This window comes from Methylobacterium sp. Leaf99, from assembly GCF_001422375.1.
Taxonomy (GTDB): domain Bacteria; phylum Pseudomonadota; class Alphaproteobacteria; order Rhizobiales; family Beijerinckiaceae; genus Methylobacterium.
This window is the reverse complement of record NZ_LMMU01000001.1, coordinates 1,607,684-1,620,997: the sequence shown is the minus strand read 5'-3', so window position 1 is coordinate 1,620,997 and position 13,314 is coordinate 1,607,684. Positions and strand designations below refer to the sequence as shown.

General features: G+C 69.7%; 13 protein-coding genes, 1 tRNA gene and 1 pseudogene. 7 read left to right on the top strand and 8 right to left on the bottom strand.

All coding sequences use genetic code 11. The features are described from left to right. Nucleotides 1-7: 7 nt before the first annotated feature. Nucleotides 8-631: a MarR family winged helix-turn-helix transcriptional regulator gene (locus ASF28_RS07385; protein WP_056091394.1), complete on the bottom strand. Its 624-nt coding sequence runs from the start codon at nucleotides 629-631 to the stop codon at nucleotides 8-10. Between the two features lie 320 nt (nucleotides 632-951). Here ASF28_RS07385 and rfbF point away from each other — a divergent pair, with 320 nt between their 5' ends. From rfbF to ASF28_RS07360, 5 genes are read left to right on the top strand one after another with little or no spacing between them, the layout of a single operon-like run. Beyond that, nucleotides 952-1,719 (top strand): glucose-1-phosphate cytidylyltransferase, encoded by a 768-nt coding sequence (gene rfbF, locus ASF28_RS07380; RefSeq protein WP_056089613.1) that lies wholly within the window; start codon nucleotides 952-954, stop codon nucleotides 1,717-1,719. 60 nt (nucleotides 1,720-1,779) lie between these two features. Continuing rightward, the gene (gene rfbG, locus ASF28_RS07375) at nucleotides 1,780-2,883 is read left to right on the top strand and encodes a CDP-glucose 4,6-dehydratase (protein WP_244474921.1); all 1,104 of its coding nucleotides are present in this window, start codon (nucleotides 1,780-1,782) and stop codon (nucleotides 2,881-2,883) included. A gap of 5 nt (nucleotides 2,884-2,888) precedes the next feature. Then, a complete protein-coding gene (locus tag ASF28_RS07370) occupies nucleotides 2,889-4,118 on the top strand; it encodes a class I SAM-dependent methyltransferase (protein ID WP_056091388.1) in 1,230 nt (409 codons plus the stop codon). 4 nt (nucleotides 4,119-4,122) lie between these two features. Then, nucleotides 4,123-4,653, top strand: a complete 531-nt coding sequence (locus ASF28_RS07365) for a dTDP-4-dehydrorhamnose 3,5-epimerase family protein (RefSeq protein ID WP_056089609.1) — start codon at nucleotides 4,123-4,125, stop codon at nucleotides 4,651-4,653. Continuing rightward, complete coding sequence (locus tag ASF28_RS07360) at nucleotides 4,650-5,567, top strand: NAD-dependent epimerase/dehydratase family protein (RefSeq protein ID WP_056089606.1); 918 nt, start codon at nucleotides 4,650-4,652, stop codon at nucleotides 5,565-5,567. Before ASF28_RS07365 ends, ASF28_RS07360 begins: the two co-directional genes overlap by 4 nt. Here ASF28_RS07360 and ASF28_RS07355 read toward each other — a convergent pair. The 3 genes from ASF28_RS07355 to ASF28_RS22345 form a co-directional block, all read right to left on the bottom strand. Continuing rightward, nucleotides 5,545-5,934, bottom strand: coding sequence for a response regulator (locus ASF28_RS07355; RefSeq protein WP_056089604.1), 390 nt, complete (start codon nucleotides 5,932-5,934; stop codon nucleotides 5,545-5,547). The genes ASF28_RS07360 and ASF28_RS07355 overlap by 23 nt on opposite strands. A gap of 130 nt (nucleotides 5,935-6,064) precedes the next feature. Beyond that, nucleotides 6,065-7,318 carry an adenosylmethionine--8-amino-7-oxononanoate transaminase gene (locus ASF28_RS07350; protein WP_056091386.1) on the bottom strand — a complete coding sequence of 418 codons (1,254 nt, stop codon included), beginning with the start codon at nucleotides 7,316-7,318 and terminating at the stop codon, nucleotides 6,065-6,067. A 136-nt stretch (nucleotides 7,319-7,454) separates the two neighbouring features. After that, nucleotides 7,455-7,895 carry a hypothetical protein gene (locus tag ASF28_RS22345; protein ID WP_244474920.1) on the bottom strand — a complete coding sequence of 147 codons (441 nt, stop codon included), beginning with the start codon at nucleotides 7,893-7,895 and terminating at the stop codon, nucleotides 7,455-7,457. Here ASF28_RS22345 and ASF28_RS23210 point away from each other — a divergent pair. Together ASF28_RS23210 and ASF28_RS07345 are read left to right on the top strand one after the other, a co-directional pair. Further along, nucleotides 7,792-8,180: pseudogene (locus ASF28_RS23210) on the top strand (methyl-accepting chemotaxis protein); the annotation flags it as partial. The gene ASF28_RS22345 and the pseudogene ASF28_RS23210 sit on opposite strands and share 104 nt — an antisense overlap. A gap of 1,192 nt (nucleotides 8,181-9,372) precedes the next feature. Next, on the top strand, nucleotides 9,373-10,341 hold the full coding sequence (locus ASF28_RS07345) for a helix-turn-helix domain-containing protein (protein WP_056089601.1): 969 nt from the start codon (nucleotides 9,373-9,375) through the stop codon (nucleotides 10,339-10,341). 139 nt (nucleotides 10,342-10,480) lie between these two features. Here the strand turns inward: ASF28_RS07345 and ASF28_RS07340 are convergent. The 4 genes from ASF28_RS07340 to ASF28_RS07325 form a co-directional block, all read right to left on the bottom strand. Next, nucleotides 10,481-10,556, bottom strand: a tRNA-Phe gene (locus ASF28_RS07340). 120 nt (nucleotides 10,557-10,676) lie between these two features. Then, nucleotides 10,677-11,471 carry an ABC transporter ATP-binding protein gene (locus ASF28_RS07335; RefSeq protein ID WP_056089597.1) on the bottom strand — a complete coding sequence of 265 codons (795 nt, stop codon included), beginning with the start codon at nucleotides 11,469-11,471 and terminating at the stop codon, nucleotides 10,677-10,679. A gap of 14 nt (nucleotides 11,472-11,485) precedes the next feature. Beyond that, entirely contained in the window at nucleotides 11,486-12,289 is an 804-nt protein-coding gene (locus ASF28_RS07330; protein WP_056089595.1) for an ABC transporter permease, read from the bottom strand. Nucleotides 12,290-12,296: 7 nt separating this feature from the next. Continuing rightward, nucleotides 12,297-13,286: an ABC transporter substrate-binding protein gene (locus ASF28_RS07325; RefSeq protein ID WP_244474919.1), complete on the bottom strand. Its 990-nt coding sequence runs from the start codon at nucleotides 13,284-13,286 to the stop codon at nucleotides 12,297-12,299. Nucleotides 13,287-13,314: the final 28 nt, after the last annotated feature.

The window sequence follows — 13,314 nt, the reverse complement described above, 5'->3', positions numbered from 1 at the left end:
TGCCGGCTCAGAGCGCCGAGACGATCCCATCGGCTTCCGCGTCGTCCTCGTCGATCTCGGCGTCGCCCTCGACCTCGTGGCCCAGGGCGCCGGAGATGGCGGCGAGGTTGCGGGCGGCCTTGCGCAGGAGCTTGCGCAGGCGGCGGCGCTCCTTGCCGTCGAAGCCGGCGAGCAGCTCGGCCTCGACGGCCTCGCCGATCCGCTCGATGGCCTCGGCCTTGGCGAGCCCCATTTCGGTGAGACGCACGCGCACGATGCGCCCGTCGCCCGCCTCGGCCCGGCGCTCGACGAAGCCGAGGGCGGCGAGGCGCGAGATGGTCTTCGAGGCCGTCGGCGGGCGCACCCGCAGGGTGGCGGCCAGATCCCCCATGGTCATGGTGCCGGAGGCGGCCAGCGCCTGGACCACCTGTTCCTGGCCCGCGAACAGGTCGAGGGCCGCGAGCCGGTCGCCGACCCGCGAGCGGTGAAGGCGCGCCGCCTGGACCAGGGCCCAGCCGACGCTCTTCGAGCCAGGGACGCTCTTCGACCCGGGAACATTCCTGGACCCGGGGGCATCCTTCGATCCCGGGCCACCCTGCTCGGAATCGCCCTTGGACCCCGGCGGGCGGATGCGCTTGTCCGACTTGCTCATGGTCCGCTCGGCACCCGGGAGGAGGGAATGGGGAAGGGGAAGGGGGCGTCCGTCGGCGAACGGCGCGCGGTCCAGGATCGCCTCGGTGCCGGATCGCTCGTCAACCGCCCGCATCGCCGCGTTCCCTTCGCATCATAGCGCGCAAACGGTGGGTCCGCGCCGGAATTTCCGGGCCCGTCCATCGCCGACTCGGCATCTGCCAGGGGAGTCGTGACGCCGATGTGACACGGCCCGGGATTTCGTCGCCGGTGGCCTGCCTGGACGGGTCGGTCCCCCCCGACTAATCGTGGGCCGCCGCACGCGGGCGGGCGGGGGAAACCATGAAGGCAGTGATCCTCGCGGGCGGTCTCGGGACGCGCCTGTCGGAAGAGACGGTGACCCGGCCGAAACCCATGCTGGAAATCGGCGGGCGGCCGATCCTGTGGCACATCATGCAGATCTTCGCGGCCCACGGCGTGCGCGAGTTCGTGATCTGCCTCGGCTACAAGGGCTACGTCATCAAGGAGTTCTTCCTGAACTACCGCCTGCACCTGTCCGACGTCACCATCGACGTCGGAGCGGGCCATGTCGACTTCCACCGCAGCGCCGCCGAGGACTGGCGCGTCTCCCTCATCGAGACCGGCGAGACCACCATGACGGGCGGCCGCCTCAAGCGGGTACGCGATTATCTCGGCGACGACGATTTCTTCATGACCTACGGCGACGGCGTCGCCGATGTCGATCTCACGGCCCTCGCCGCCTTCCACAAGTCCCACGGGCGTCTCGCCACGCTCACGGCCGTGACCCCGCCGGGCCGCTTCGGCGCCCTCGAACTCGACGGCGGCGCCGTGCGCAGCTTCCGCGAAAAACCGGCGGGCGACGGGGCGACCATCAACGGCGGCTTCTTCGTGCTGTCGCCGGCCGCCCTCGATCACATCGCCGGCGACAGTACCGTGTGGGAGGCCGAACCCCTGGAGCGCCTGGCCCGCGACGGCGAACTCTCGGCCTACGTCCACACCGGCTTCTGGCAGGCCATGGATACCCTGCGCGACAAGAACCACCTCGAGGCCCTGTGGGCCGGCGGGCAGGCGCCGTGGAAATGCTGGTAGGCGCGAACTGACACCGGCGCCGTCCCGGTGTAGGGAGTCGCGATCCGGAGACGCGACGGCTTGCAGAGTCCCATTCCTTCGCCGAACGCGGGTGCCCGCAACCCCGACCCCGCCTTCTGGGCCGGACGCTCGGTGCTCGTCACCGGGCATACGGGTTTCAAGGGCGCGTGGCTGAGCCTGTGGCTGGAACGCCTCGGCGCGCGGGTGAGCGGCCTCGCCCTGCCGCCCGAGACCCGCCCGAACCTGTTCGACGGCGCCGGCCTCTCCGGGCGCATGGATTCGCATCTCGGCGACATCCGCGGCCTGGAGCCCGTGCGCGCATGCCTCGCCGCGACGCGTCCCGAGATCGTGATCCACATGGCCGCCCAAGCCCTGGTGCGCCCGTCCTACCGCGATCCCCTCGCCACCTACGCCACCAACGTCATGGGCACCGCCCACGTACTGGAGGCCGTGCGCGAAACCCCGTCCGTCCGTGCCGTCGTGGTGGTGACGAGTGACAAGGCCTACGCCAACCGCGAATGGCCCTACGGCTACCGCGAGACCGAGGCGCTGGGCGGCCACGATCCCTACAGCAGCTCCAAGGCCTGCGCCGAACTCGTCACCGGCGCCTACCGCGCCTCGTTCCTCGCCGAGCGCGACTGCCGCGTCGCCACGGCCCGGGCCGGCAACGTCATCGGCGGCGGCGACTGGTCGGAGGACCGGCTGATCCCCGACATCGTCCGGGCCTTCCTGGCCGGCCGCTCCGTCGAGATCCGCGCGCCCCATGCCACCCGGCCCTGGCAGCACGTCCTCGAACCCCTGAGCGGCTACCTGCGTCTCGCCGAGGCCCTGTGCGCCCGGAACGGGGCGTCCGTCGCCGAGGCCTGGAATTTCGGCCCGGCCGACGAGGATTGCCGGCCGGTCTCGTCCATCGTCGAGACCCTGGCCCTGGCCTGGGGGGAGGGCGCCGCCTGGCACCTGTCCGAAAAGACCCATCCGCACGAGGCGACCTTCCTCAAGGTCGATGCCTCCAAGGCCCGCGCCACCCTCGGCTGGGACCGGCGCCTGCGCCTCGACGCGGCCCTCGCCTGGACCACGTCCTGGCACCGGGCCCAGGCGCAGGGGGCCTCGGCCCTCGACCTGACCCTGGCGCAGATCGGCGCCTACGAGACCCTGGGAGCGTGAGCGCCGTGACCCGACCCGCCTGTCGCGCCTGCGGCGCGCCCCTCGCCCGCACCGTGGCCGATCTCGGCCTGTCGCCGCTGGCCAACGCCTACGTGCCGGCCGACCGGGCCGGGAGGGGCGAGATGTTCCACCCGCTCCACGCCTTCGTCTGCGACACCTGCCACCTCGTGCAGCTCGAAGCCTTCGAGACGCCGGAGGCGATCTTTTCGGATTACGCTTACTTCTCAGGCTTTTCCGCCGGCTGGCTGGCGCATGCCGAGGCCTATGTCGCGGCGATGCGGGCCCGCTTCGGCCTCGGGGCCGACAGCAAGGTCGTGGAGGTGGCGAGCAACGACGGCTACCTCCTGCAATACGTGGTCGCGCGCGGCATCCCGGCGCTCGGCGTCGAGCCGGCGGCGAATGTGGCCGCGGTCGCCGTGTCCCGCGGCGTGCCCACCGAGGTCGCGTTCTTCGGCGCCGAGACCGCCCGGCGTTTGGTGGCCGAAGGCCATTCCGCCGATCTCACGGCGGCCAACAACGTCCTCGCCCACGTGCCCGACATCCACGACTTCGTGGAAGGGTTCCGCATCCTCCTGAAGCCCGAGGGGGCCGGCACCTTCGAGTTCCCGCACCTCCTGCGGATGATCGAGGAACGCCAGTTCGACACCATCTACCACGAGCATTTTTCGTATCTGTCCCTCGGCGTGGTGTCGGGCATCCTGGAGCAACACGGCTTGCGGGTGTTCGACGTCGAGGAACTGCCGACCCATGGCGGCTCCCTGCGGGTGTTCTTCGGCCATGCCGGGGCCGCTCACCCGACCGGTCCGGCGGTGGAGCGCGTCCGCGCGGCCGAGCGCGCCGGCGGCCTGTTCGCGGCGGAGGGCTACGCGGCCTTCGCCGAGGACGTGGTGGCGATCAAGTGCGCGACGCTGACCTTCCTGGCCGACCTGCGCCTGAAGGGCGCGAAGGTCTGCGCCTACGGGGCGGCGGCCAAGGGCAACACCTTCCTCAACTATTGCGGCATCGGCCCCGAGCTCGTGGCGGCGGTGGCCGACCGCTCGCCGCACAAGCAGGGCACCCTCCTGCCCGGCAGCCGGATTCCCGTGGTCTCGCCGGACGCACTGCTCGCCCTGCGGCCGGACTACGTCCTGATCCTGCCCTGGAACCTCAAGGACGAGATCGCCCGGGAGATGGCCGCCATCCGCGACTGGGGCGGGCGCTTCGTCACGGCGATTCCGCGCCTCAGCGTGACCTGACGCCATGCGTTTCGAGGAAACGCCGCTCGCCGGCGCCTACCGGGTGTGGCCCGAGCCCATGGCCGACGACCGCGGCTTCTTCGCCCGCACCGCCTGCGCGGACGAGTTCGCGGCGCATGGTCTCGTCGGCGCCTTCGCCCAGTCGAGCGTGTCGTTCAACGCCCGGCGCGGCACCGTGCGGGGGATGCATTTCTCGGCTTCCCCCCACGCCGAGACCAAGCTCGTGCGCTGCACGGCGGGCGCCATCCACGACGTCATCGTCGACCTGCGGCCGGATTCCGCGAGCTATCTCAAGAGCTTCGCCGCCGAGCTGACGGCCCGCAACCGCTGCGCCCTCTACATCCCGGCCGGCTTCGCCCACGGCTTCCAGGCCCTGACCGACGCGGCCGAGATGCTCTACATGATCGACCGCGCCTACGTCGCCGACAGCGCCCGGGGCCTGCGCTGGAACGACCCGGCCCTCGACGTGGCGTGGCCCGAGCCCGTCGCGGTGATCGCCGAACGCGATCTCGCTTATCCGGACTGGAGCGCGTGAGGGTCCTCGTCACCGGGGCGTCCGGCTTCGTCGGCCGCCACGCCGTGCCGGCCCTCGTGGCGCGCGGCTACGCGGTCCATGCCGTCGCGCGCGCGCCGATGTCCGGCGCCGTCGTCCATGCCGCCGACCTCCTCGACGAAGCCCAGCGCCGCGCCCTCGTCGCCGCCGTGGCGCCGAGCCACCTCCTGCACCTGGCCTGGGACGCCGAGCCCGGCCGGTACTGGACCTCGCCAAGCAACCTCGACTGGGTCGCGGCCAGCCTCGACCTCGCCCGAAGCTTTGTCGAGGCCGGCGGCCGGCGTCTCGTCGTCTCGGGCACCTGCGCCGAGTATCGTTGGGATTCTCCACGCTTCGACGAGGCGACGAGCGCCTGTCGTCCCGCGACCCTCTACGGCGCGGCCAAGGACGGAACCCGTCGAATTCTTTCGGCCTATGCCGCGAGCGTCGGCCTGTCCTTCGCGTGGGGACGGCTTTTCTATCTCTACGGCCCCGGTGAGCGCCGGGGCCGCCTCGTCAGCGACGCGGTCCACGCCCTCCTGGCGGGCGAGGCGTTCCCGACCTCGCCGGGACATCAGCGCCGCGATTTCCTGCATGTCCTTGATGCGGCAGGCGCTTTGGCGGCGCTCCTCGACGGCCCGGTGACGGGCGCCGTCAACATCGGCTCGGGGACGGCCGTCCCCGTGCGCACCCTCCTCGACGGACTGGCCGAGCGGACCGGCCGGCCGGACCTCCTCGACTACGGCGCCCGGGCGCTCGGGCCGTCAGAGCCGGCGGTGATCGAGGCCGCCGTCGCGCGTCTCCGGGACGAGGTCGGCTTCCGGCCCCGGTTCACCCTCGACACCGGTCTCGACGACACCCTGGCGTGGTGGCGGGACCACCGCGCCGGAGGGCTCAGGCCGGCAGCAAGCCCTTGAGCTGATGGAGAATATCCTCGCCCGTGCACGGGCGGGCGATGAAGCGGGCGCCCGGCGGCATCCGTTCGGGATCGGGCGCCGCCCGCCCCGAGACGATGACGATGGGCAGGTGCGGACGCGCCGCCGAGACCGCGTTGGCGAGGTCGAACCCGTTGGTCTTGCCCGACAATTCGACGTCGGTGATCAGCCCGCGGATATCGGGGCGCTCCTGCAGGAGGCCCAGCGCCCGCTCGGCGGAGGCGCATTGCACCGTCTCGTAGCCGCCATCCTCGAGGACGTCGCCGAGATCCATGATGGTCACCGCCTCGTCCTCCACGAGGAGGATCACCGGCCGATCGTCGTCCGAGCCCGTCGTCTCATCCACCACGATGCACCCTCCGCCCGTTCCATGGAATGCGGCCCGCGACGTTCCACGGGGGGACCCGTAACGGTCCACGGGGCCCGCGCGCCGCTCCCGACCCTGGTGCAACGAGAAAACGCGCCGCGGGTTGCAGGCCTCATGCGGGTGTCGCGTCGCACACCACCGTCACGACGGCCTCGATGAGCCGGTCGAGGTCCGGTTCGTCGATGGTGAGGGCCGGCGTGAGGTAGACGATGTCGCCGAACGGCCGGACCCAGACGCCGCGTTCGACGAGGCGCCGCTTGACCGCGGCGAGGTCCGGCACCTCGGTCCACTGGACCGCCCCGATGGCGCCGAGCACCCGCACGCCGGCGAGGCCGGGCCGGCCGCGCAGGGGGGCGAGGCCGGCCTCCAAGCGCTCCCCGATGGCCCGGCCCTGCGCGAGGCGGGGTTCCCCCTCGAACAGGTCGAGGCTGGCATTCGCGGCCGCGCAGGCGAGCGGATTGGCCATGAAGGTCGGGCCGTGCATGAGGGCGGCGGCGGGGTCGTCGGAGCGGAACGCGTCGAACACGGCGCGGGTCGCCACGGTGGCGGCGAGCGCCATCGTGCCCCCGGTCAGCGCCTTCGACAGGCACAGGATGTCGGGGACGATGCCGGCCTGCTCGCAGGCGAACAGGGTGCCGGTGCGGCCGAACCCGGTAAAAATCTCGTCGGCGATGAGGGGCAGGCCGTGGGCTTGAGCGACGCGCGCCACCTCGGCCAGGACTTCGGGGGGATGCATCCGCATGCCGCCGGCCCCCTGGACCAGGGGCTCGACGATCACCGCCGCCAAGGTTTCGCGGTGTCGGGCGAGGCAGGAATCGAGGGCCGCACTCCGCTCGGCGCTCGTCGGCAAATCGCAAAAAATCTGGGTCGGCAGGTAGGCGCCGAAGCGCCGGTGCATGCCCTCGTCCGGGTCGCAGACCGACATCGCCCCGAGGGTGTCGCCGTGGTAGCCGCCGCGGAAGGCGAGGAAGCGGGTGCGGCCCGTCACCCCCCGGTTCAGCCACATCTGGGCGGCCATCTTCAACGCGACCTCGACGGCCACCGAGCCGGAATCCGAGAAGAACACGTGGTCGAGGTCGCCGGGCAGGACGGCGGCGAGGCGGGCGGCCAGGCCCTCGGCCGGGGCGTGGGTGAGGCCGCCGAACATCACGTGCGGCATGGCCTCGAGCTGGGCGGCGACGGCGGCGCGGATATGGGGATGGTTGTAGCCGTGCGCCGCCGTCCACCACGAGGCGATGCCGTCCACGAGCTCGCGCCCGTCGGCCAGCACGATGCGGGTGCCGTGGGTCCGCACCGCCTCCAGGGGCGGGGCGGCATTCTTCATCTGCGTGTAGGGCCGCCAGAGGTGGTCGCGCGGAGTGGTCATGGCGGTGGGATGGAAGCGCGGCGCGCCCGGGTCAAGGCGGTGCCGGGCGCCGGTCCGCGTTCGGGGCGCGAACGGCGGAGCGAGGTTCACTGTCCCGCAGCTTCCATCGAGGAGTCTAGTCCGTCGAGAGGTTGTCTCAAAGATCGTATTTGAGGTCTTGATTCAGATTAATCTCGTTGAATATCCTTGCCGAGGGAGGCGTTCCAATGAACATCCAAGTCTCATGCGTTCTGAGAACACCGAGTGGACCCCTGGTGACCGGACCGCTCGCCCAAGGTCTGATCGGCGCGATGCAGCTGCGCGCGGTCAACGCCGATGCGCCGGATCTCTCCCACAGCTGAATGCCGAGTGTCCGCGAGCGCGGCCGGAGGCGACAAGGCCCGGATCGCGGCGGCAGACGCCGACGCACGCACGCCGGCTGACCGGCCTGCTCTGCTTCGCGGCCCTCGTGGTCGGCCTCGCCGGTATCGTCGGAACTGGCCGCCCAGACGGCACGGACCACCGAGGAGATCGGCAGCCAGATCGGCAGCCGGATCGGCCAGATCCACGGCGTGACCGGGCAGGCGGTCGCGGCCATCGGCTCGATCACGACGCGCATCCGCGAGATCAACGGCGTGACGACCTCGATGGCGACGGCTGCGGAGCAGCAGGGCGCGGCGACGCAGGAGATCGTGCGCAACGTCGCCCGGGCCTCCACCGGCACGGGCGCGTCACGCGCAACATCGCGGGCGTCGCGCAAGCCTCCGAGGCGACGGGGGCGGCGGCCGGTGAGGTGCTGTCGGCGGCGTCCGAGCTCTCGCACCAGTCCGAGCACCTCGGCGCCGAAATCTCCCGCTTCCCGTCGACGGTCCGCGCGGCCTGAACCGGACGGGGCGCGAGGCCCCATCCGACACGCTTGACGTGGCGGACGGCCCCCATGCGCCGTCGAGGGAAGATCCCGAGGCGGAAACCCGGATCGCGCATCCGTCGACTTCGTCGGCCCCCTCGCCCGCCGCCCCAAGACCCCGCGCGGGCTCACGCCCGACGAAGCCGTCCGCACGGCAGGGTCCGCCGAGCCCGACCGGTTGCGGTCGAACCCGCTCCACCGGACCTACGGCCTTCACACATCTGCGTTTTTGGAGTCAGAGCGCGTTCCTCTCCCCAGCGGACCTCGGGCTTGCCCGAGATCCGTCGAGCTTGCGGGGAGAGATTAGGAGTGGGGGTGGTTGGGTGACCCTCGGGGTTCGGAGGCCAGCGGAGCCACCCCCACCTCCCACTCCTCCCCGCAAGGGGGAGGAGAGCCGCGTCGCGCTGACAATGTGTGAATCCGGAAGCCTTCCGGGAGGGGGAGCACCCGTGGGGGCCTCACGCCTGCATCCGGATGCCGTCAGGTGCCCTGTCTCTGCACGAGATCGGCCCATTCGCAGTTGTGTGAATCCAAGAGCCACCGGACACCGGGACCGAACCCGCCCGACCCGGAAAATGGAATGGCCCGCGTCGCCCGATTGTGACATGATATCATGTCATGAGACGGCCATATGCAATCATCGTAATCGGGTAATCAAATAGAGTCGGCCCATGGAGGGGAGTTTGAAATCGATGTCCAGCAAGACGTGCGCAAAAGAGGTTCGTCGCGGACGAAGTTGAAAATGTCCGCCGACGACCCGTCGAGCGGACGACGATCGAAACCTGCAGAATTCCCTAATCTTAGTGGGGCCGGAGGGACGGCGATTTGATGATTTCGATTCGTTGTTCAGGGTGCGTGTCGCGGCGCATCGACGGTGCGCGCGGGTCGAATCGGTCTCGAATGCATCCTGAAGACAGGATTTGCGTTTATCAATTACCAAATCTAAGATCACTACTCCTCGTCTGTCTATACACCCACAACGGGTAGACATATGGGTTCTGCATACTGAAGTTGCGTGTCCGTGGACGCGTGAGACGGACATGCCGTGCCCTGCGCCGAAGCGGGGCCGGTTCGTCGCATGGGGGCGCGGCACGCCCGGCGGGTGGAGGCGTGATCCGAGACGCCCGGCGCAGGCACGGCTGCCGCGACGCGAAGTGGAATGCGATGAATGCAGACCGTGCTGACGACCGACGAAGCCCCCTCCGGCAACACGTTCGATCCATGGTGTGAACGGCTCCGCGAGAGGTACTTTCCCATCGAGGGCTTGCGCGACGAGGACGGGCCGTTCCAGGCCCGGCTGGAAGTGTCCAGCATCGGAAACATGACGGTCAATCGTTTTACGCAGACTGGTTCGTCGCGGTACACAATTCGCGACAACGTCGTCCGAAAGAAGAATCTCAGGGACGACACGCTGACGGTCAGTTTAAGAACACGTGGCGTTGCGCATACCCTGCAACATGATCGAACCTCGATTCAGCGGCCCGGGGATATCGTCATCCGGGAAGTCGGGCCGCTGGATCTGCATCTGTGCGACTTCAGTCAGGACTTCAACCTCGGCGTTCCACGGCATAAGATCGAAAATCTTCTCGGAAACGCGAAGATCTACACGTCGCTGACCCTCGAAGCCGAGCAGGCTTCGACGAGCCTCGTGACCAGCTTCTTCGCCGAACTGATCCGGATTCGACACGAACTGTCCCCCGATACGGCGGCGCGCATGACGTCGATCGGTGTCGACCTGATCGTCGCCGGCATGGCCGACCGTCTCGCCCGCGAGGTGCCCCGATCCCTGCACGGGACCCTCGTGGTCCAGAGGGCCAAGGCCTATGTCGAGGCGCATATCGGCGACCCGACCCTCGATCCGGCCCAACTCGCGGCCGCCATGGGCGTGTCCCTGCGTCGGCTCCAGGAATTGTTCAAGGAGCAGGGGCGCCAGATCGCCGAGTGGATCTGGGAGCGCCGGCTGAACATCGCCGCGGGACGCCTGGCCGACCGCGGATCCGCGCATCGGCAGATCGCCGACCTGGCCTATGGCTGCGGTTTCTCAAGCCAGTCGCATTTTTCCCGGCGCTTCAAGGATCGCTTCGGCATGACGCCGCGCGACTACAGGGAGCATGCCCGGTTGCGGACGGACGCGTGAGGGGTTTTTGCGGGGCGCGCACGCGACACGGGACTGGCCGCAGGGGCCGCGACGATCCCCGTCTGCAACGGCTGAGCGGAGGGGGCGCATCACGCACCCGGTCCGGCGCTCAAAGAACCATCGCCGGGGAGAGTCGAAATGGTGCCCAGAGACGGGATCGAACCGCCGACACTGCGATTTTCAGTCGCATGCTCTACCAACTGAGCTACCTGGGCAACGGGCGGTTCGGGTGAGCGGCACCGCCTGTGGAGGGGGGGTATAGAGGGGGTTCGGCGGCCTGTCCAGCCGGTTTCGGGAAGGTTTTTTCGGGCGGTCCGCCGGGGGCCCGGAGGCGACTAAGCGACGGCCGGGCCGTGGCGTTCGGCTTCCGTGAAGCGGCTCTGCTCCTCCATCACCAGGGTGGCGAGCTCGCGCTTGAGGGCATTGAAGTCGGGGGCGGCCGTGTCCCGGGGCCGGGGCAGGGCGACGGCGATGTCGCGCTTGAGGCGGCCCGGGCGGTAGGTCATCACCAGGATGCGGTCGGCGAGGTAGAGCGCCTCCTCGATGGAGTGGGTGACGAAGATCACCGTCTTGGCGAACTCGGCCCAGATCCGCAGGAGCTCGTCCTGGAGGGTGCGCCGGGTCAGGGCGTCGAGGGCCCCGAACGGCTCGTCCATGAGCATCACCGGCGGATCGAGGGCCAGGATGCGCGCGATGGCGACGCGCTGGCGCATGCCGCCGGACAGGTCCTTCGGGTAGCGCTTGCGGAAATCCGACAGGCCGAGGGTCGCGACGATGCGGTCCACCGTCACCGTGGCGTCGGCTTTGGGCACCCCCTTGATGTCGAGGCCGAAGCGGACGTTGTCCTCGACGCTCATCCACGGGAACAGGGCGTATTCCTGGAACACCATGCCCCGGTCCGGCCCCGGCCCGGTGACGGGGCGGCCGCCGAGGGTGATCCGGCCGCCGCTCAGGGGGGCGAAGCCCGCGATGGCGTTGAGCAGGGTGGACTTGCCGCAGCCCGAGGGGCCGAGCAGGCACAGGAACTGCCCCTCCGGCACCGTGGCGCTGATGTCCTCCAGGGCGGTCACCGCCCCGGGCCCGCTGCCGAACACCTTGCTGGCGTGGGCGACGACGATTTCTGCCTGCATGCCGAGGGTCCGGTTCAGCGCTCGAGGCCGCGGTGCCAGCGCAGCAGGTGGTCGTTGAGGCGCGACATCGCCCCGTCGATGACGAGGCCGAGGAGGCCGATGGTGAGCATGCCGCCGATGATCTTGTCGGACCACATGTATTCGCGCGCCTCCAGGATGCGGTAGCCGAGGCCGTCCGAGACGGCGATCATCTCGGCGACGATGACCACGATGAAGGCGGTGCCGATGCCGATGCGCATGCCGGCGAGCACGAACGGGCTCGCCGCCGGCAGGATCACCCGGCGGAACATCGTCCACGATCCCGCCCCGAGGTTGCGCGCGGCGCGGATGTAGATGGAATCGACCTGCCGCACCCCCGCGATGGTGTTGACCAGCACGGGAAAAAAGGTGCCCAGCGCGATGAGGAACAGGGCCGGCGGGTTGCCAAGGCCGAACCAGACGATAGCCAGCGGAATGTAGGCGATGGGCGGGATCGGCCGCAGGATCTCGAGCAGGGGGTTGAACAGGGAGAACAGCCGGTCGCTGGTGCCAAGCAGGAGCCCGACGGGCACGGCGAGGCCGGCGCCGATGCAGAAGCCCGTGAGCACCCGGGCCAGACTCGCCACGGCGTCGTGGGGCATCTCGCCGGAGAACAGCCAGGAGACGTAGCTCTCCTGCGCCGGATCGTGGGGCAGGGCCGGGACCATGCCGGACAGCCACTTCACCGCCACGGAGCTCGGTGGCGGCAGCACCACGGCGGAGAAGACGCCGAGCCGGCTCAGGACCTCCCACAGGACGAGGAGCAGGACGGGGACGATGGCGCCGCGCAGCCGATGCATGGCGGCCTCAGCGGGACACGAGTTCGGCTTTGGCCTTCTCGAGCAGGTCGGTCTTCACCCACTCGGCGTCGGATTTCGGCGGATTGACCATCTTGCCGAGGCCGTACTTCATCATGGTGTCGGTGGTGATCTGCATGTGGCCGGCGGGCACGTCGTAGGTGTACTTGGCATTCGCCATGCCATCGCGAAAATCCTGGGCCGTGAGCTGGCCCTTGAACACCGTCTCGCGGACGTATTTCTCGGCCAGCGCCGGGTCGTCGATGAAGGCCTTGGTGGCGGCGACGAACAGCTTGAGGACGCGGCCGGCGACCTCGGGGCGCTCGTTGTACATCTTCTCGGTCATCACCAGGGGGCGCACGGGCCGGCCGATGGGGGTGTCGTAGGGTTTCACCACTTCCGTGGCGTAGCCGGCGCTGATGGCCTGGGTCGATTGCGGCTCGCTCTGGCAGATGACGTCGACGTATTTCTGCGCCAGCGCCTGGTTCAGGTCGGCGTAGTTGTTGAAGTAGATCAGCTGGACGTCCTTGCCGGGGCGCTCGCCCCAGGTCATCCCGTGCTTGTCGAGTTCGGCGAGCAGCATCAGGTCCTGGGTGCCGCCGCGGACGGAGGCGACCTTGAGGCCCTTCACGTCCTTCAGGGTTTTCACCGCGTCGAGGTCCGGCCGCTTGAGGATGCGGACGCCGCCGTCGGCGAAGCCCGCCACCACGTAGAGCTTCACCCCGTTGCCGCGGGCCGCCACCGCCCCGTCGGCGCCCGACGCCGAGATGTCGATCTGGTCCACGGCCATGGCCGGGTAGATGTCGGCGCCCTTGGCGAAGACGCGCTCGTCGATCTTCAGGCCGAATTTCGGCGCGAGCTCCTTCATGTAGGAGACGGCGCCGTAATGGGCGAACTTGAGATTGCCGAGGCGCACGACGTCGTCGGCCCGGGCCGGCGCGGCGGCGAAGGCGGCCAGGACCAGCAGGGCGGCCCGCGCCGCCGCATTGCGCATGAACATCGGTTTCCTCCGCGTCGCGGGTCGTTCT

Bases quoted from the DNA above. Each gene is read 5' to 3' on its own strand.
- ASF28_RS07350 (WP_056091386.1), bottom strand. From the start codon at position 7,318: ATGACCACTCCGCGCGACCACCTCTGGCGGCCCTACACGCAGATGAAG.
- ASF28_RS22345 (WP_244474920.1), bottom strand. From the start codon at position 7,895: ATGGCCGCGACCGCCTGCCCGGTCACGCCGTGGATCTGGCCGATCCGG.
- ASF28_RS07365 (WP_056089609.1), top strand. From the start codon at position 4,123: ATGCGTTTCGAGGAAACGCCGCTCGCCGGCGCCTACCGGGTGTGGCCC.
- ASF28_RS07330 (WP_056089595.1), bottom strand. From the start codon at position 12,289: ATGCATCGGCTGCGCGGCGCCATCGTCCCCGTCCTGCTCCTCGTCCTG.
- ASF28_RS07345 (WP_056089601.1), top strand. From the start codon at position 9,373: ATGCAGACCGTGCTGACGACCGACGAAGCCCCCTCCGGCAACACGTTC.
- ASF28_RS07385 (WP_056091394.1), bottom strand. From the start codon at position 631: ATGAGCAAGTCGGACAAGCGCATCCGCCCGCCGGGGTCCAAGGGCGAT.
- ASF28_RS07335 (WP_056089597.1), bottom strand. From the start codon at position 11,471: ATGCAGGCAGAAATCGTCGTCGCCCACGCCAGCAAGGTGTTCGGCAGC.
- ASF28_RS07325 (WP_244474919.1), bottom strand. From the start codon at position 13,286: ATGTTCATGCGCAATGCGGCGGCGCGGGCCGCCCTGCTGGTCCTGGCC.
- rfbF (WP_056089613.1), top strand. From the start codon at position 952: ATGAAGGCAGTGATCCTCGCGGGCGGTCTCGGGACGCGCCTGTCGGAA.